This window comes from Cellulophaga fucicola (assembly GCF_900119145.1).
In the GTDB taxonomy this organism is placed as follows: Bacteria; Bacteroidota; Bacteroidia; order Flavobacteriales; family Flavobacteriaceae; genus Cellulophaga; species Cellulophaga fucicola.
The window spans coordinates 410,260-429,687 of sequence record NZ_FPIY01000002.1; the positions used below are offsets into that span (position 1 = coordinate 410,260).

General features: G+C 32.9%; 17 protein-coding genes and 1 tRNA gene. 4 read left to right on the plus strand and 14 right to left on the minus strand.

Going from position 1 to position 19,428, the window contains the following annotated elements:
* Positions 1-10: 10 nt before the first annotated feature.
* From BT107_RS08130 to ccoS, 4 genes are read right to left on the minus strand one after another with little or no spacing between them, the layout of a single operon-like run.
* On the minus strand, positions 11-898 hold the full coding sequence (locus BT107_RS08130) for a cbb3-type cytochrome c oxidase N-terminal domain-containing protein (RefSeq protein ID WP_072303292.1): 888 nt from the start codon (positions 896-898) through the stop codon (positions 11-13).
* Positions 899-902: 4 nt separating this feature from the next.
* Positions 903-1,097 (minus strand): cytochrome C oxidase subunit IV, encoded by a 195-nt coding sequence (locus BT107_RS08135; RefSeq protein WP_072303293.1) that lies wholly within the window; start codon positions 1,095-1,097, stop codon positions 903-905.
* A 4-nt stretch (positions 1,098-1,101) separates the two neighbouring features.
* The gene (gene ccoN / locus BT107_RS08140) at positions 1,102-3,300 is read right to left on the minus strand and encodes a cytochrome-c oxidase, cbb3-type subunit I (RefSeq protein ID WP_072303294.1); all 2,199 of its coding nucleotides are present in this window, start codon (positions 3,298-3,300) and stop codon (positions 1,102-1,104) included.
* A gap of 3 nt (positions 3,301-3,303) precedes the next feature.
* Positions 3,304-3,504, minus strand: a complete 201-nt coding sequence (gene ccoS / locus BT107_RS08145; RefSeq protein ID WP_072303295.1) for a cbb3-type cytochrome oxidase assembly protein CcoS — start codon at positions 3,502-3,504, stop codon at positions 3,304-3,306.
* Between the two features lie 246 nt (positions 3,505-3,750).
* Between ccoS and BT107_RS17680 the strand changes: the two genes are divergently transcribed.
* Positions 3,751-3,816, plus strand: a complete 66-nt coding sequence (locus tag BT107_RS17680) for a hypothetical protein (RefSeq protein ID WP_244543116.1) — start codon at positions 3,751-3,753, stop codon at positions 3,814-3,816.
* 322 nt (positions 3,817-4,138) lie between these two features.
* Here the strand turns inward: BT107_RS17680 and BT107_RS08160 are convergent, their stop codons facing one another.
* A complete protein-coding gene (locus tag BT107_RS08160) occupies positions 4,139-6,514 on the minus strand; it encodes a heavy metal translocating P-type ATPase (protein ID WP_072303296.1) in 2,376 nt (791 codons plus the stop codon).
* A gap of 120 nt (positions 6,515-6,634) precedes the next feature.
* Here BT107_RS08160 and BT107_RS08165 point away from each other — a divergent pair, with 120 nt between their 5' ends.
* Positions 6,635-7,321, plus strand: coding sequence for a Crp/Fnr family transcriptional regulator (locus tag BT107_RS08165; protein ID WP_072303297.1), 687 nt, complete (start codon positions 6,635-6,637; stop codon positions 7,319-7,321).
* Positions 7,322-7,415: 94 nt separating this feature from the next.
* Positions 7,416-8,252 (plus strand): universal stress protein, encoded by an 837-nt coding sequence (locus BT107_RS08170; RefSeq protein ID WP_072303298.1) that lies wholly within the window; start codon positions 7,416-7,418, stop codon positions 8,250-8,252.
* A 68-nt stretch (positions 8,253-8,320) separates the two neighbouring features.
* Here BT107_RS08170 and nagB read toward each other — a convergent pair whose 3' ends face one another.
* From nagB to BT107_RS08215, 9 genes are all read right to left on the minus strand, one after another.
* Positions 8,321-10,249, minus strand: a complete 1,929-nt coding sequence (gene nagB / locus BT107_RS08175) for a glucosamine-6-phosphate deaminase (RefSeq protein ID WP_072303299.1) — start codon at positions 10,247-10,249, stop codon at positions 8,321-8,323.
* A gap of 393 nt (positions 10,250-10,642) precedes the next feature.
* Positions 10,643-11,506, minus strand: coding sequence for an outer membrane beta-barrel protein (locus tag BT107_RS08180; protein ID WP_072303300.1), 864 nt, complete (start codon positions 11,504-11,506; stop codon positions 10,643-10,645).
* 280 nt (positions 11,507-11,786) lie between these two features.
* A tRNA-Val gene (locus tag BT107_RS08185) sits at positions 11,787-11,861 on the minus strand.
* Between the two features lie 89 nt (positions 11,862-11,950).
* On the minus strand, positions 11,951-13,162 hold the full coding sequence (locus BT107_RS08190) for a bifunctional folylpolyglutamate synthase/dihydrofolate synthase (protein WP_072303301.1): 1,212 nt from the start codon (positions 13,160-13,162) through the stop codon (positions 11,951-11,953).
* 54 nt (positions 13,163-13,216) lie between these two features.
* Positions 13,217-14,131 carry an energy transducer TonB gene (locus tag BT107_RS08195; RefSeq protein ID WP_072303302.1) on the minus strand — a complete coding sequence of 305 codons (915 nt, stop codon included), beginning with the start codon at positions 14,129-14,131 and terminating at the stop codon, positions 13,217-13,219.
* A complete protein-coding gene (locus BT107_RS08200) occupies positions 14,131-14,517 on the minus strand; it encodes an ExbD/TolR family protein (protein ID WP_034642970.1) in 387 nt (128 codons plus the stop codon). Before BT107_RS08200 ends, BT107_RS08195 begins: the two co-directional genes overlap by 1 nt.
* Positions 14,518-14,527: 10 nt before the next feature.
* The gene (locus BT107_RS08205; RefSeq protein ID WP_072303303.1) at positions 14,528-15,220 is read right to left on the minus strand and encodes a MotA/TolQ/ExbB proton channel family protein; all 693 of its coding nucleotides are present in this window, start codon (positions 15,218-15,220) and stop codon (positions 14,528-14,530) included.
* A gap of 50 nt (positions 15,221-15,270) precedes the next feature.
* Complete coding sequence (nhaD, locus tag BT107_RS08210) at positions 15,271-16,605, minus strand: sodium:proton antiporter NhaD (RefSeq protein WP_072303304.1); 1,335 nt, start codon at positions 16,603-16,605, stop codon at positions 15,271-15,273.
* 21 nt (positions 16,606-16,626) lie between these two features.
* Entirely contained in the window at positions 16,627-17,850 is a 1,224-nt protein-coding gene (locus BT107_RS08215; RefSeq protein WP_072303305.1) for a Glu/Leu/Phe/Val dehydrogenase dimerization domain-containing protein, read from the minus strand.
* Positions 17,851-18,154: 304 nt separating this feature from the next.
* Between BT107_RS08215 and BT107_RS08220 the strand changes: the two genes are divergently transcribed.
* Complete coding sequence (locus tag BT107_RS08220) at positions 18,155-19,297, plus strand: acyl-CoA dehydrogenase (RefSeq protein ID WP_072303306.1); 1,143 nt, start codon at positions 18,155-18,157, stop codon at positions 19,295-19,297.
* Positions 19,298-19,428: the final 131 nt, after the last annotated feature.

Consider the following 19,428-nt stretch of genomic DNA (forward strand, 5'->3'; position numbering starts at 1 on the left):
GTACTATTATTTATTTACTCTCTTCTTCTGGTGTCCAAATTTCTCCTTGCGGTTCTTTTGGAGCAGCTGGTGTTGTACCCTGTAGGGTTAACACATAACTTGCTACTTGTGCACGTTCTAAAGGCTTAAGTATTTGTTTCCAAGCAACCATACCTTTACCGTCTCTACCACCTTCTGATATGGTGTTAAAAACATTTTTAATACCACCACCTAAAAGCCAATACTCATCTGTTAGGTTAGGACCAATACCTCCACCACCATCTGCAATATGGCAAGCCACACAACTAGTTGAATATATTTTTTTACCAGCTTTAATATCTGCTGCATCTGTTAAAACCTCAACAGTATTAACATCTACCAAACCTTTAGCTGTTTTTTTATACTCTTCTATCTCTATTTTAGCAGCTGCAACTTCTTGCTCGTACTCTAATATTTGGTCATAGTCATTAAACACATGGAACCTTGCCAAATAAACAACGGCAAAAATAATTCCTGCATAGAAAAGGTATACCCACCAAGGTGGTAAATTGTTATCCAATTCTTGTATACCATCATAATTATGATCTAAGATAATTTCGTGCTCTTCTTCTATAGATTTAGAACCTAATAATTTAGAATAAACTCTTTTACCCCATTTCCACTCAAACTTCTTAGAGTCATCTTCTAAATACTTTTGCTTTGCTTCTTCTGGTAGAGTCTGAAACATTACATTTTCAATAGACCTAACAATAAGCTCGGTAGCAATTAGTATTAGTAAAACAAGAACTAAGAAACCTGAAACTATTGGATAAGCAATAAATGCGGGTTTATCACCAGAGTCTACAAAGTACTCCATCAATCCAAAAACGATGAAGAAAACTACGGGGATCCTTATCCACCATGGTGTCATATTTTTCATAGTATTATTCTTTTGTTAGGTTGGTTGTATCATCATCTTCTAGAGGAATATGGCTTACCTCATTAATATGTTCTTTTGTTGCTGTAAGCACCCACCAAAAAAGTATGGCGAAGAACACAAAAAATATAAGTAGCGATATCATAGGGTAAGTTGCTATACCCTCCATGCTCTCCATATGGCCTTTTATAAACTTTAGCATATAATTAATTTTTAGTGGTTGTTTCTTCTACGTTTTTTATTTTAATATCTGTACCTAAACGTTGTAAGTAAGCTATTAGAGATACTATTTCTCTATCTCTCATTTCTACAAAAGGTTCTCCGTTTTCTTTGGCATATTGTTTATCTGCCTCGTAGTTTTTTGCAAAATCTGGATCTGTATATAAATTCTTCTCTATTTTGGTTGCTTGTACATCCATAGATTGTTCTGCATTAGCAATATCTTCTTCTGTATATGGCACCCCTAAAGTTACCATTGCTTCCATTTTAGCTTTAATATTACTTCTGTCATGTTCATCGCGAACTAGCCATTGGTATGCTGGCATAATAGAACCAGAAGACGTGCTTTGCGGATCGTACATATGGTTTAAATGCCAGTTGTCTGAGTATTTACCACCTACTCTTAGTAAATCTGGACCTGTACGCTTACTGCCCCATAAAAATGGATGATCGTACACAAATTCACCTGCTTTAGCATATTCGCCATAACGCTCTACCTCTCCTCTAAACGGACGTACCATTTGAGAGTGACAACCAACACAACCTTCTCTTATGTATAAATCTCTACCTTCTAATTCTAAAGGTGTATATGGTTTTACACTTGTAATAGTTGGTATATTAGATTTCACTAAAATAGTTGGTACAATCTGCACTATACCACCAATTAAAATAGCTACTGTGGCTAATATTGTTAATTGTACTGGCTTACGCTCTAACCAAGAGTGGTATGTTTCTCCTTTTGTTCTCTTTTTAGAAACTCTAGTAAGCGGAGCTGCTTCTGCCAATTCATCTTCAACTTTTTGTCCAGAACGTATAGTTCTAAAGACATTGTATAACATTATAAATGCACCAACAATGTACATACTACCACCTATTGCACGCATCCAGTACATTGGTATAATTTCTTTTACAGTTTCTAAAAAGTTACCATAAACTAATGTACCATCTGGGTTAAAATCTTCCCACATTAAAGCTTGTGTAAATCCTGCCACATACATTGGTAACGTATAAAGAATTATACCTAAAGTACCAATCCAAAAGTGAGCATTTGCCAAACCAATAGAGTGTAATTTTGTTTTAAACATTTTAGGCACCATCCAGTAGATCATACCAAAAGTTAAAAATCCGTTCCAGGCTAATGCACCAACGTGTACGTGAGCAATAATCCAGTCACTAAAGTGAGCTATGGCATTTACGTTTTTTAAAGAAAGTAAAGGACCTTCAAAAGTTGCCATACCGTAACCAGTAATAGCTACTACCATAAATTTAAGAGTAGGATCTGTACGTACTTTATCCCAAGCCCCACGCAAGGTTAAAAGTCCGTTTATCATACCACCCCATGAAGGAGCAAGTAACATAATGGAGAACGCTACTCCTAAATTTTGAGCCCAACCTGGTAAAGCAGTATACAACAAGTGGTGTGGTCCTGCCCAGATATATATAAAAATTAAAGACCAAAAGTGTACTATAGATAGTCTATAAGAGTATACTGGTCTATTTGCCGCTTTAGGCACAAAATAATACATTAAACCCAAAAATGGTGTAGTTAAGAAAAATGCAACTGCATTGTGCCCATACCACCACTGCACTAAGGCATCTTGTACACCCGCGTAAACAGAGTAACTTTTTAAACCGCTTACTGGTAATTCTAAGCTATTAAAAATATGTAATACAGCTACAGTTACAAATGTTGCTAGGTAAAACCAAATTGCCACGTATAAATGTCTTTGTCTTCTGCGTAACATTGTACCAATAAGATTCCAACCAAAGGCTACCCAAACTACAGCAATAGCAATATCTATTGGCCATTCTAGTTCTGCGTATTCTTTAGATGTACTGTACCCTAATGGTAGGGTAATTGCTGCCGCTACAATTATAGCTTGCCAGCCCCAAAAGTTAAATTTACTTAGTCCATCACTAAACATTCTTGCTTTTAACAAGCGTTGTGTAGAGTAATAAACACCCGCAAAAATTGCATTACCAACAAAGGCAAAAATTACTGCATTTGTGTGTAACGGTCTTAGCCTTCCAAAACTTAACCATGAAATACCATCGGTTATATTTGGAAAAAGAAACATAAAGGCTAAAAGTAGACCTACTGACATACCTACAATACCCCAAAATATTGTAGCATAGAGAAATTTCTTTACGATCTTGTTATCGTAATAAAACTGTTGTACTTCCATAATTTAATTCATCTTAGTTTGTTCGATTTTTTTACTTTCCTGAGTCTTAGAGCTCTCTGTTACTAGTTCATCTTCAAAAAGCATACGTACAGACGGTGTATAAGAATCGTCATACTGACCACTCCTTACCGAAACTATAAATGCTACAAAGAAAAACAGCGCCACTATAATACTTATAGACAGCAACACATAAATTACACTCATACCTACCTGAATTTATATTACAAAAATAATAATGTTCACTTTTACAATATATGATATATATCATACTTTAAACAATTTATCACGTTGATCTTTGCTTGCAATAACAACCCCTTCATTTAAAACAGTTTATTATAAAAATTCAAATCAAGAATTATTTACCAAATCTAAAAATCCTGTGTATTCTCTTTGCTTTCTTAATACTAGCAGCTAGTCATTAAGACTGCAGATATATTTAAAAAGCACGGCATAGATTTTTGCTGCGGTGGTGGCATTACACTAGAAAAACTTGTAAAAAAAGCAACACAAATTTAGACGAACTAAAAAAAGAACTTATTGCTATTAATAATATAGAACAAGACAACTATTTAGGAACAGAAATAGATCTTACATTAGGTTACAAGGCATCTAAAAGCATTACGTTTAACGCTGGTTACTCGCAAATGTTTGCTACCGATACTATGGAGGTTATAAAAAGCGGAGACGCATCTAAAGTCAACAATTGGGCTTGGGCAATGATAACTTTTAAACCTCATTTTTTTAGCTATACAAATAACTAACCTTTTTACATTTAGCTAAAAAAGAGCAACTCTAATTATAGAGTTGCTCTTTTTATTAATTTTAATAGCTGAAATTATTATACCAATTTCTTACCTACTAAATTTGTAGCTATTGTTGTAAATAACACAATACTTATAGAACTTAAAGGCATTAAAATAGCTGCAATAACTGGCATTAATTGTCCAGTTGTAGCAAAATACAGTCCTACTAAATTATACAGTAAAGAAAAACCAAAGCTTAGTTTTATAATCTTCATTGCACTTTTAGATGCTTTTATATATTGATGTAGTTGTTTAAATTTAGATGCATCTAAAATACCATCACAAGCAGGTGAAAACACATTTACATTTTCAGATATTGCAATACCAACATCACTCTGTGCTAAAGCTCCTGCATCATTTAAACCATCGCCAACCATAAGTACTTTTTTTCCCTGATGCTGTAAACTCTGTATAAAGCCTAATTTATCTTCTGGTTTCTGATTAAAATATAACGGAGTATTTTTAGGTAACAAAGCTTCTAAACGTTCTTTCTCTCCTTCATTATCACCAGAAAGAATTCCCAAATCCATTGTAGTTTGCATTTCTGAAAATAATTTAGAAACACCTTCTCTATATTCGTTAGAAAAAACAAATCTGCCTTTATAAGTGTCGTTACTACTAACATAAACAGCAGTGTTTTCTTGATTAATAATACTTGCATTACCAACAAAACTTGCAGATCCTACTTTAATATTATTATGATCTAAAACCCCAACAATTCCTTTTCCTAAATGCTCTTCATACTCATCTAATGTTAAAATATCTTGTTCTGCTAACAAACTATATAAAGTTCTACTTAAAGGGTGGTTAGAGGCTCGCAATGTATTTTTTAAAAGAGATTCTTCTTCCTTATTTAAAGTAAGACCTTCATAAGTAGCTGTGCTTTTTTGAGCCGTAGTTAAGGTCCCAGTTTTATCAAAAATAGCAGTAGTTAATTGTGCTAACTGCTCTATAGTTTGTGTATTTTTTAAATAGAATTTTTTACGTCCAAAAATGCGTAACATATTACCCAAAGTAAAAGGTGCTGCTAAAGCAATTGCACACGGACAAGCAATTATTAACACAGCCGTAAAGACATTCATAGCCTTACTACTATCTACAAACATCCAAATAAAAGTAGACACAAAAGCAATTGTTAAAACTGCTATAGTAAAACGTTGACTAATTTTATCTGTTATGGTTTGGAACTTGCTAGTCTTATCTATAGAAAAAACAGAATTACCCCAAAGTTGCGTTAAGTAACTCTGAGATACAGATTTTAATGCTTCCATTTCTATGGCTCCTTGTAACTGCTTTCCTCCTGCTAAAATTTTATCGCCAGAGACCTTTTCTACTGCTTCAGACTCACCCGTTACAAAACTATAATCTATTCTTGCTTTACCTTTTAAAACAATACCATCTACGGGTATTAACTCTTCATTTCTAATTAAAAGTCTGTCTCCTTGTTTTATATCGTAAACCTGTACTGTTTCTTCTTTTCCGCCTGCAATAATTCTTGTTACAGCAATTGGAAAGTATGATTTATAATCGCGCTCAAAAGATAAAAATGAATATGTTTTTTGTTGAAAAAATTTACCTAACAACAAAAAGAAAATCAAACCAGTAAGACTATCAAAAAAACCGGTTCCCCAATCAAAAACAATCTCTAAAGTACTACGTACAAAAAGAACCAAAACACCCAATGCTATTGGAACGTCAATATTTAAAATTTTAGAAGCAATACTTTTATATGCTGATATTAAATAATCTTGAGCCGAATAAAATACCACAGGCAAAGAGAAAGCAAACATTAACCATCTAAATATATTTTTATACTGATCTAACCAAAATTCCTGAACTTCAAAATACTCTGGAAAAGATAAAAACATAACATTACCAAAAGCAAAACCTGCAACTCCCAACTTATAAATAAGACCACGATCTACACTCTTTTTTCCTTTATCATAATCGTCTAAAGAAATATAAGGCTCGTACCCAATTTTAGCTAACAAAACAACCAATTGCTTTAGCGTTAACTTCTCTGGATTATACGCTATACGTACCATTTTCTTAGGAAAATCTACTTGCGAACTACTTACTGCTTTTTGTAATTTATTTAGGTTTTCTAAAACCCAAATACAAGAACTACAATGTATATGCGGAATATATAGATTAACTATTTGATGTTTTTTTTCATTAAACTCTATAAGTTTGTCTAAAATTTCTGGAGTATCTAAGAAATTATATTTGCCTTCTACCTCGTTTGGCGTAGCACCAGCAGCAGATTGCAAATCATAATAGTATGACAAATCATTGGACTCAAAAATCTCAAAGACTGTTTTGCATCCATTGCAACAAAAATGTTTATCTTTAAACACAATTGGTACTATATCACAGTCATCTCCGCAATGAAAACATTTTTCTTTATTCATTTATAAGCAAGTTAAGCTAAAAACAAAGGTCCGTGATAGAAGTATTTAAAAATATGACAATTGTCAGGTTTCGGTTATCGTAGAAGCTGTAAATTTGTTGTATCAGGTAAAAAAAACACTATGAGTAGATGTGAAAATTGTATTATTCGTCAATTTAACTCTTTGCGAGCTATGAGCAAGGAAGAGTTAAAAAAGGTCTCGGACACCAAGGTTTCTAAGACTTTTAAAAAGGGCGATGCAATTTTTGAAGAAGGAGATAGATTAGATGGTGTTTTTTGCGTTAGAGATGGTGTATCTAAACTATCCAAACTGAGTTCTAACGGAAAAGACCAAATAATAAAACTTGCTTCTAAAGGAGAAATATTAGGCCAACGCTCTGTTATTGCAGAAGAATCTGCAAACTTAAGTGCAATTGCTATTAAAGATATGGACGTTTGTTTTATCCCTAAAGAAAGTATTCTACACACTTTAAACACCAACCCTAATTTTGCTGTAGAGGTATTGCGCCATATGGCAAAAGACCTAAGAGATGCAGATGATGTTATTGTAAATATCTCTCAGAAAACAGTAAAACAACGTATTGCAGAAGCTTTTATTTACCTTAAAGATAACTTTGGAGAAGATGAGGTTGGTTTTTTAAACCTAAGTCTTAGTAGAGAAGATATGAGTAACGTTGTAGGCACAGCTACAGAATCTACAATTAGAATTATATCTGAATTTAAGAAAAAAGGAATAATAGAGACTTCTGGTAAAAAAGTACGTATTTTAAGTATTCCAAAATTAGAAACCGTTATTAGTGGTTTGTAGAAAACTTCCTTCTTTTTTATTAAATGATAAATGTCATAGTTTAAAGATACCACTACTGCTACTTTTACATTATTAGATATTAAATAATAGTGTAATGAAAAATATTCTTTTGCCTACTGATTTTTCAGAAAATGCATATAATGCAATTTCTTATGCACTTGAATTGTTTAAAAACGAAGCAACTACATTCTACATATTAAATACTTATACACCTGCCATACCACACAGCAGGTTTATGGCAACTACAACAGAAGTAGCAGAAAAATGCGCAGAGACCGACTCTAAAAAGGGACTTAAAAATACTTTAATTTATATTTCTCTTCATCATAAAAATCCTAAACACAGTTATAAAACTATTTCTTCCTTTGACTTATTAACACACGAAGTTGTTGATATTATTAAAACTGAAAAAATAGATTTTGTAGTTTCTGGTACAAAAGGAATAACAAACTTTGAGCGTGTTTTTATTGGCGCAAATACAATGCGTATTATAAACGCCATAAAAGAGTGCCCTGTGTTAGCAATACCAAATAACTATACATATTGCAAACCAAAACAAATTGTATTAGCAACAGACTTAAAAAGAAGTTTAGGACAAGAAGCTCTAGAAGCTTTACTATTTATAACAAAAATGTACAATTGCACTGTACATATTCTTCATTTAAAAGCAAATAATATATTAGATGATTTTCAGAAATCAAACTTAAAAATATTGCAAAACTATTTACAGCCAGTTACTATTAAGTTACACATACTACCATCTTACGCAAATAAGTCTGAAATACTAAGTAGGTTTACTAAAGATTATAGTATAGACACTTTAGCTTTGGTATATAATAACCGTAGTTATTTAGAAGATATAATACAGGAACCCGTTTTATTAGGCGCAGATCACCATACTAAAATACCGTTATTGGTTTTACCCAGCTAACCATTAGCTATAAAAAAAAAGCGAAAGATATATCTTTCGCTTTTTTTTATATAATTAGTATTTTTTAATTAAAAACGCCATCTAACAAATGCCTCCATAGCTGCATAACGAGCCATTCCTAATTCATCATAAATATCTGCAGTTTCTTTATTACGATCTTCTGCTCTTTGCCAAAATTCGCGGCTATCTGCTCCTTGAAAAACTACGCCGTCTTTTTGAGATTGATGTTTAAAAATACCACGCCTTTTTTCTAAGACTTGATCTGGTCCCATTGGTACTGCCATCTCAATTTCATCTATTCCCCATTCTTGCCAAGCACCTCTATACAACCAAACCCAACAGTTATCCATATAAGATTCAGATTTTAATCTTTTTACTGACTCAAAAATAGCATCTAAGCAAACCTTGTGTGTACCGTGTGGATCTGCCAAATCTCCGGCTGCATATATTTGATGTGGTTTTATTTGTCCTATTAAATCCATTGTAAGTTGTATATCTTCTTCACCATATGGATTCTTTTCTATAGTTCCTGTTTCATAGAAAGGAAGGTTCATGAAATGAATATGATGATCATCTAAACCTACAAAATGACTAGTAGCTCTTGCTTCACCTTTTCTTATTAAACCTTTTATGTAACGTACCTCTTCAATATCTACTTCGCTAGCTTTTTTATTAGCTAAAAACTTAGCTGCTTTGGCATATATATCTAATGCTTCATCACTCTTAATAGCGAACTTCTCGTTATAATCGCACACAAAACTAGCAAAACGTAAAGCCTCATCATCTGCAACAGCAATATTACCAGATGTTTGGTATGCAACGTGTACATCATGACCTTGCTCTACTAATCTTTTAAAAGTACCCCCCATACTAATAATATCATCATCTGGGTGCGGGCTAAAAATTAGAACACGTTTTTTCTCTGGCTCAGCGCGCTCTGGTCTATTGCTATCATCTGCATTAGGCTTACCACCAGGCCAACCTGTAATTGTACTTTGTAACTTATTAAATATTTTAATGTTTATATCGTAAGCCGGTCCAGAATCTGCCAATAGATCACTCATACCGTTTTCTATATAATCTGCATCTGTAAGCATTAAAACAGGTTTATTTAAGCGCAATGCTAAACCTAATACTGCTTTACGTATTAATTTATCTGTCCATTCTACTTTCTCTACCAACCAAGGTGTATCTATCCTAGTTAATTTAGAGGCAGCTTCCGTATCTAAAACAAAAACTACATTGTTATGTTCTTGTAAAAAAGATGCAGGTACTTTATTAGTAACCTCGCCTTCTACCGATTGTGATACAATATTAGATTTACCTTCTCCCCAAGCCATTAAAACAACTCGCTTGGCCTCCATTATTTTTTTTACCCCAAGTGTAATTGCTGTTCTTGGCGTGTTACTTAAACTACCAAAATCTTTACTAGCAGCAACTCTTGTGATATGATCTAAAGCAACTAATCTTGTTTTAGAGTTTTGTAGTGATCCGGATTCGTTAAAACCAATATGACCATTACCTCCAATACCTAAAATTTGTAAATCTAAACCACCTAAAGCTTCAATTTTAGCTTCATAGTCATTACAATACTTAGAAATTTGTGATTTTGTTAATGTACCATCTGGAATATGGTAATTTTCTGGAAGAATATCTACTTGGTCTAACAGTAATTCTTTCATAAACCTAACGTAACTATGAATAGAATCTGGCTCCATTGGGTAGTACTCATCTAAATTAAATGTAATTACATTTTTAAAACTTAGATTTTCTTCTTTATGCAATCTTACTAATTCTGCATACAAACCTTTTGGTGTAGAACCGGTAGCTAAACCTAAAATACAGGGTTTGTTTTCCTTTTGTTTTTCTCTAATTAAATCAGCAATCTCATTTGCAACGGCTTTAGATGCAGTATTTGAATTTTCAAAAACAACGGTATTTATGTTTTCAAATCGTTTTTCAAAACCTGTGGCTTTATCAATCTTACTTTTCAACATGCTCTTTCAATTTATATTGGGGTTATTTAAATCAAAGATTAAAAGTCTTTTTGTATAATTTGATAATTTTTAGACTAACACCCATTTAAGTGTTCTAGACGTAAAACAAAATCAAACTAAAGACTTAATTTTAATATTATCAATAAAAACAAATGAGCCTTATTACTACTAAGAACCCAAACACTGTTCTGAAGACAATAAGCTTACTAAGGTATAATTAACTAACTACTAAGCAAACAATAACTAATAAATTGACAAAAATTTAACACTAATTCAAAATTATTTACAACTATAATACCATTAAAATAATTATAGAAAATAAAAAAGCCTACTAAAATGTTTTTCGCATTTTTAGTAGGCTTTACTTTTTAGGATATTTAATTCCTATAAATATTATTGCTTTTTAGCAGCCTTTTTAAACTTATATGTTACACCTACATTAATACCAAAAGAAGAATATGGTACTTTTTGTGATAATTTTTTAGATGTATCTGTATTGTCATTTCTTAACTCATCTACATAGTTGGTTTTTTTAACAAAACCTGGAGGCAAGTTATCTAAAGTATAAACACTTTCTGCAACCATATTACCATCTGGGGTAAATAAGTTAGTATTAAACTCTTGTAATTCAGAATCTTTACGTTTTAAACTAATACCGTAATATTCTGCTTCTACGTAAATACTAAAGTTATTATCTATAGGAAACTTATACCCTAAGGCACCAACAAAACCTAATGGAAACTTACCGTGATAATCTTCAATATAATTCGTTTCTGAATAAGAACCTTCAGGAAGACCATATGGGGCTCTCTCGTCTTCAGATAATAATGTACTACTAGACACTACTGCTTCTGTTTTACCTGCAATTTTTAACAATGCACCTGCACGACCATAAAAGTTATCTGTAAACTTATAAGCTACAGCTACAGTTGCACCAAAAGCTCTACCTCTAGCAATTGCATCTACATCTACTCCAGGTACAGTTGTTTTGTTTATTGTATGATCTGCACCATTTAAGTAACCAACACCTAAGTCTAAACCAACTTTTTCATTAAAAAAATAAGTTCCTCTAAGCTGAAAGTTAACACCCTCACCATAACTACCATATGTGTTTTCTACACTTGTTGTTGTAGTTTCTGTTCCTAATTTCATCTCAGCGCTTCCAATAGCATATCCAGTACCTGCCGAAATTTCAAATTGAGCATAAGACATAGTACCAATTAAAATACCGACTAATAATATTACTCTTTGTTTCAAAATATTTAGTTTTAAGTTAATATAACGTAAAGGTAGAAAAAAGGAAAATGAAGAACAGCTCAATTATAGTAATTTCGCACGTTTAACGGTAATTTTATTAAATTAATAAATTTTAACTTAAAATACAAAACATAGTAAAAACAATAGCTCATAAGCTAATTTATTTTTAAATTCTTTAAGAAACCGAAGTGTTGTTTAAAAATACAGCTTACTGTATTTTACTTACAAAATAGTAGAAAACAAAAAAGCTCCCGATAAAATCGGAAGCTTTTCGTTACTGTGGGCCCTACTGGATTCGAACCAGTGACCCCCTGCTTGTAAGGCAGGTGCTCTGAACCAACTGAGCTAAGAGCCCTCATTTACAATTTAGAAATTTGTTTTCCGTATTGCGAGTGCAAATATATAACTGTTTTTCGTTTCTCGCAAATATAAAATGAAAAAAAATCAAATTATTTCAGCAACAACAAAAGTACTGCCACCAACGTAAATTAAGTCTTCTTTTTGCGCTAAAGATTTTGATTTTTCAAGTGCTTCTTTTACAGATAAATAGACATCTCCCTTTAATGAAAACTTACTTGCACGTTGCTGTAACAAGGCTGCATCTAACCCTCTTTCTATTTTTGGAGAACAGAAAAAATAATTTGCATTTTTCGGAAAAAGAGGTAAAATGGCATCCAAATTCTTATCCTTAACAACTCCTAACACAATAAAAAGCGACTTGTATTTTTGTACATTTAACTGTTTCATAGTTAAACTTAAGCCTTCTTTATTATGCGCAGTGTCACAAATTACCCTAGGTTGCTCTTGTAAAAGCTGCCACCTACCCATTAATCCGGTATTTTCTACCACATTTAATAACCCATTTACTATAGCATTATCTTCTACAACAAAACCTTTAAGCTGCTGCAAAGCACTAACAGCACCTTTTATGTTTTTTTGCTGATAATTTCCTAGCAACGATGTTTTATATTCTTTTATAAAAACTGAATCTGCAAAAACAATACTAGCGTTCTTTTCTTTTGCTATTGCTTTAAATATAGAAGTTGTTTCTTCTTGAGACTCACTAACAACAACAGGAATGGCTTCTTTTATAACACCAGCTTTTTCTACAGCAATTTTGGCTATAGTATCTCCTAATAAATCTGTGTGATCTAGACCTATATTTGTAATTAAAGATACTTCTGGAGTAATAATGTTAGTTGAATCTAATCTTCCGCCTAAACCTACTTCTATAATAGCAATATCTACTTGTTCAATGGCAAAGTGTTCAAAAGCCATTGCTACAGTCATCTCAAAAAAAGACAATTTATGATCATTAAAGAACTGCTTATTATCCTCTATAAAGCTAACAACATCTTTCTTAGATATCATCTCTCCATTAATTCTAATACGTTCCCTAAAATCTTTTAAATGAGGAGATGTGTATAAGCCAACTTTATAGCCTGCCTCTTGTAAAATAGAAGCTAACATATGACTACTAGAGCCTTTGCCATTGGTGCCAGCTACATGTATACTTTTAAACTTTTCTTCTGGAGATCCTAAAGCTTTAGAAAATAACTTTATGTTATCTAATTTACCATTAAACGCAGATTTTCCTTTGTTTTGGTATATTGGAAGTTGAGCAAACATCCAATCTAACGTTTGGCTATATGTCATTAAATATTATTAAATTGAATATAAAAGAGGTAAAATTAAAGTAATTTTAGATAATTACTCTCCTAATTTGAAGTTTACAACAACAAAACCTACTTGCTTACTAGGTGCGTTAGCATCTAAATTCCATTTATGCAAACGGGCTGTAGCCTCTGCAGGTTTTAATAAACAAGGATGGTTATTGGTAGTACCTTTTACACCTGGCGTAGCAGAAAGCACCTTACCATTACGATCTACAACAATCTTAACAACAACCCTACCCTCTTCATTACATTCTTGCTTTACCTTACCTTTGGCAAGTAGTTTTCTTCCAGAAAGTCCGTAACCAGAACCACCACTTCCAGATCCAGGAGAACCGTAATAACTAGTAGCATAAGGATCTCCTTGAGGATTACCTTTATCCCCTGCTTTATTATCATCTCCTTCTCCACCTTTCGCAGTACCGTCAGATTTTGCTAGACCACCAAAAAGATTATCTACCTTATCTCTTTTGGCCTGTTCTGCTTTTCTTTTACGTTCCGCTTCTGCTTTTTCTGCAGCTACACGTTGTTGCTCTTTACGCTCTGCATCTGCTTTAGCCTTTTTAGCTGCGGCATCTGCTTTACGTTTTGCTTCTTGTTTTTGTTTTATTAGAATAGATTCCTCATTCTCTTGAGTAACCAGTTTTTCTGCTGCTGCTGCTTTTTCTTCTGCAGATACATTAACTTCTGGTTCTGTAACAGGTTTTACTTCTTCTTGCTGTTCTTCTACAACTTCTTTTACGGTCTTTATAGGCTCAGATTTTATTTTTTCTTTTGGCTGAACATCTCCTTTACCAAAATCCATCTGCCCAAAATTAACTGCAATACCTTTTTCTTCTACAGGATCCATGTAAGTAAGACCTATATAAAAAAGCAATAACAAGAGTGCACTAAACAACAATGTTGTTAATGTAAAAGATTTCTTCTTGTGTTTTGTATTTAAGAACGACATTATTTAGCTCGCACAGCTAGTATAACCTTGTAATTATTTTTATTGGCAATATCCATAACATTTACTGCTTCCTTAACAGGTACTGTCTCCTCTGCTCTTAAAATAATTGTTGGCTTTTCTTGACCTTCTAGTGCTTTCTTTAATTCAATTTCTATGTACTTCCCGTTAATTTTTTCATTGTTCACAAAATACTCTAAGTTTTTATTAATACTTACAGATACATTTTGTGTATTGGTCGATTTCCCTTTTGCCTTTGGCAGTAACAAATCTAGCGCATTTGGTGCATTTGATGTTAGCATAAAAAATACCAACAGTAAAAACACAATGTCTGTCATTGATGACATACTAAAGTCTGGACTTACTTTATTTCTCCCTTTTAATTTCATCTATAGAAATTTAAAGTGGTTCGTTTAATAAATCCAAAAAGTCAACCGCATTAGCTTCCATTGCGTGTACAACTTTACCTGTTCTATTTACAAGGTGGTTGTAACCAATATAAGCAATAATACCTACTACTAAACCAGCTACTGTAGTTGTCATTGCAGTATAAATACCAGATGCTAAAGAACCCATTTCTGCTTGTCCGCCTGCGGATGCCATTTCATGGAATGCCAAAATCATACCAATTACGGTTCCTAAGAAACCAATCATTGGCGCAGCACCTGCAACCGTAGCTAAAACACTTACATTTTTTTCTAACTTGTAGACTTCTAATGTACCAGCATTTTCTATAGCTGTATTAATATCGTCTAGAGGTTTGCCAATTCTAGAGATACCTTTTTCTGTTAATCTTGCTACTGGAGAATCTGTTTGCGCACACAACATACGAGCAGCATCTAGCTTTCCATTTGTTATATGGTCTTTAATCTGATTCATAAAATTTTTATCAATCTTAGAAGCTGCCTTAATTGCAAAGACTCTTTCAAAATAAATATATAGAGCAACAAATAATAGAATTCCTAAAATTCCTATGATAATAATGCTTCCTGCACCACCATCTACAATTAAATCTATTACAGATAGTGTTTTTTCTTCGGATACACTTTCTCCCATTACTACCTCATTAGCAGCATCTTGAAACAATAACATATATTTTCCAGTATTTAAGTTGCTCTTATAACGTTATTTTGCAAATAAAATTATGCGTTTAGTATAAAATCTCTAATTAAAATAAAAGACCCTGCACCCGCTAAAAATCCTATTAATGCTAACCAACTAATTTTTTTAAGATACCAGAAAAAGTCAATTTTTTCCATACCCATTGCAACAACACCTGCCGCAGAACCAATTATTAACATACTACCGCCTGTACCAGCAGAATATGCAATAAAATGCCATAAAGGATCATCCATACCTTGAGGGAACATACCTATACTTGCTGCTACCAACGGAACGTTATCTATTACTGCAGAACCAGCACCTAATAACATAACTACGATATCAGAATTTGGTATAGCAGAATTAAGACCTTCTGCAAAATGGAATAACATACCTAAAGATTCTAATGCTGCAACAGCCAATAATATCCCTAAAAAGAACAAAATACTTGGTAATTCAATTTTAGACAATGAGTGGTGTACTGGACTGTGATGCGATGCTGCTTCACTTTCACCATCTACATTAGAGATACTAAATTTAGAGTTACTGTATATTTCTGCAAAAGCAGCTACTACTGCTAAAGACAACATCATACCTACGTAAGGAGGTAAATGTGTAATTGTTTTAAAGAAAGGAACAAAAACAATAGCTCCTAAACCTAAGTACAACATTGTTGATCCAAACTTAGATTTCTTTTCTTCTTCTGCCTCTTCAATATCCTCTATATTACCTTTAAACGCTTTAAACTTACTTGCAATAAATGTTGGTATAACCATACATAATACTGAAGGTATAAATACGTGCTCTACTAATTGTGCAGCAGATACTTTATGTGCAATCCAAAGCATTGTTGTTGTAACATCACCAATAGGAGACCAAGCACCACCAGCGTTTGCTGCAATAATAACCATACCAGCAAACCACAAACGTGTTTCTCTGTCTCTAATTACTTTTTGTAAAATTGTTATTAATACAATCGTAGCTGTTAAGTTATCTATAATTGCTGATAAGATGAAAGCAAGAATGGAGAACAACCATAAAAGTTTACTCTTCTTCTTTGTTTTAATAAATCCTTTAATTGTTGCAAACCCATTAAAGTAATCTATGATTTCTACAATGGTCATTGCCCCTAATAAAAAGACCAATATTTCTGCCGTTTTACCTAGATGATGTAGTAAAATTTCATCTACGTGTGAAGGTGCTAATTCTCGCAAAGCAGCATCTACTTCAAAAACAGGCATATGAGCTAACGCTATTACCGCCCATAGCAATGCCATCATTGCAAGCGCAGGTATTAACTTATCTATTTTTAGATTATGCTCTAAGGTTATTGCCAAATAACCAACAAAAAAAATAATAATTATAATGGTCTCCATTCTTCTTCCTCTTAGTTTAGTTTATATTAATTGTTTTAATGCTATCTCAAAAGCAGTTTTGCTTAATTCTTTTTTAGATGCGTTGTTTTTAAACACATTTTGCATTGCCTTTTTTATAGTTTCTGATGTATCTTGAAAAACCAACTCGTCATTCATTTCTACTCTTCTTTCCATAAAGTATGCAAATACTCTTGCCATACCACAGTTAGATATAAAATCTGGAATTAAACTTACTCGTTCATCTGTATACTCCATTATTGGACCAAAGAAAATTTCTTTATCTGCAAATGGTACATTAGCGCCACAAGTAATAACTTCTAAACCTGTATCTATTAACCGTGTTATTTGTTCTTTGGTAATTAATCTAGAAGCTGCACAAGGTGCGAATATTTCTGCTTCTAATCCCCAAATTTGATCATTTATTTCTGCAAACGGAATCATATTCTCTGCAACAAGCGTATTTCCGTTTTTATTAAGGTAAAATTCTTTTATTTCATCAAAAGAAAAACCCTCTTTATTTATTACACCACCATCACGATCTATAATACCAACTATTTTTACTCCCATTTGACTTAAGTAATATGCTGCTGCTGCACCAACATTACCAAATCCTTGTACAATTGCACGTTTACCTTCTATAGTACCACCGTAAATATCATAAAAATGTTTAGCTGCTTCTGCAACACCAAAACCAGTGATCATATCTGCAACTGTATACTTCCGCTCTACAGATGGCGAGTACTTACTTTCTATTACTTTGATAACCCCTAAGCGCAACTGACCAATACGGTTAATCTTATCTGCCTCTGTAGGTTTAAAGTGCCCGTTAAAAACACCTTCTTGCGGATGCCAAACTCCTGCGTCTTCAGTGATAGGAATTACTTCATGTATTTCATCAACATTTAAATCTCCACCAGTACCATAGTAACTCTTTAATAATGGAGCAACTGCATTATACCAACGTTTTAAAACTCCTTTTTTTCTAGGATCGTTTGGATCAAAATTTATTCCAGATTTTGCACCACCAATTGCTGGTCCAGAAACTGTAAACTTAACTTCCATTGTTTTTGCAAGAGAAAGAACCTCGTTCATATCTAAACCTTTACGCATTCTTGTACCACCACCGGCAGCACCACCACGTAAAGAATTTATAACTGTCCACCCTTCGGCCTCAGTTTCAGAATCTTTCCAGTTAAAAATTATTTCAGGTTGCTTATCTTCGTATTTTTGTAGTAAATCTTTCATTTTAAATTGATTATAAATTATGTAACATTATTTTCGCATCGCTATTGTTGTTAAAAATATCCCTCCCAAACGGGAGTTACTGCTGTCTCATAATTTTAATATTAAATCAATTAATAAAAATTCAATTCAACAAATATAAAAATATTGCGGCATTTTTAAACTTTTAACAGTCATAGAATGATTAATTTTTCATTAATTTTACGTTGAACGGTTGTAAATGATAGAGAAAGAGAACCATATGCTGTTGAATATATCACAATATAAACCTATATTTGCATACATAAATTAACATTATCGCAACAAGATGGACTTTAAGTTAACAGAAGAACAATTAATGATTCAGCAAGCAGCAAGAGATTTTGCTCAAAATGAATTATTGCCAGAAGTAATTGAAAGAGACGATGCCCAGAGGTTTCCTAAAGAAGAAGTTAAAAAAATGGGCGAATTAGGGTTTTTAGGAATGATGGTAGACCCTAAATATGGCGGAAGTGGCCTAGACACACTTTCTTATGTTCTAGTTATGGAAGAGCTTTCTAAAGTAGATGCCTCTTGTTCTGTAATTGTTTCCGTAAACAATTCTCTTGTTTGTTGGGGATTAGAAACTTTTGGTAACGAAGAACAAAAACTAAAATACTTAACACGTTTAACAACAGGTGAAAGCATTGGTGCTTTTTGTTTGTCTGAACCTGAAGCTGGTAGTGATGCAACATCACAAAAAACAACAGCTATAGATAAAGGAGATCACTATATCTTAAACGGTACAAAAAACTGGATTACTAATGGTAGTTCTGCAGATTATTACCTTGTAATTGCACAAACAGACGTAGAAAAAGGTCACAAAGGAATTAATGCTCTTATTGTAGAAAAAGGCGCAGAAGGTTTTGAAATTGGCCCTAAAGAAAATAAATTAGGAATTAGAGGTAGTGATACACATTCTTTAATTTTTAATGATGTAAAAGTACCTAAAGAAAATAGAATTGGCGAAGACGGTTTTGGTTTTAAATTTGCTATGAAAACACTTTCTGGCGGAAGAATTGGTATTGCTGCACAAGCATTAGGTATTGCTGCTGGAGCTTACGAATTAGCTTTAAAATACTCTAAACAAAGAAAAGCTTTTGGCACAGAGATCGCAAACCACCAAGCTATTGCTTTTAAATTAGCAGATATGCACACTTCTATAGAGGCTGCAAGAATGTTAGTTTACAAAGCTGCAATGGATAAAGATAATCACGAAAATTATGATTTATCTGGTGCTATGGCAAAATTATACGCCTCTAAAGTTGCCATGGATGTTTCTGTAGAAGCAGTACAAGTACACGGTGGTAACGGTTTTGTAAAAGACTATCACGTAGAGCGTTTAATGAGAGATGCTAAAATTACTCAGATTTATGAAGGTACTTCTGAAATTCAGAAAATTGTAATCTCTAGAAGTATTTTAAGAGATTAATTATTATAATTTATAGTTACTATTAAAGCTGTATACTTTTTGTATGCAGCTTTTTTTTATGCATTAATCTAAAAAATGCAATTATGAATATCACAATTTAGCTAGGCTTAAAAATGAAAAATTTCACTTAA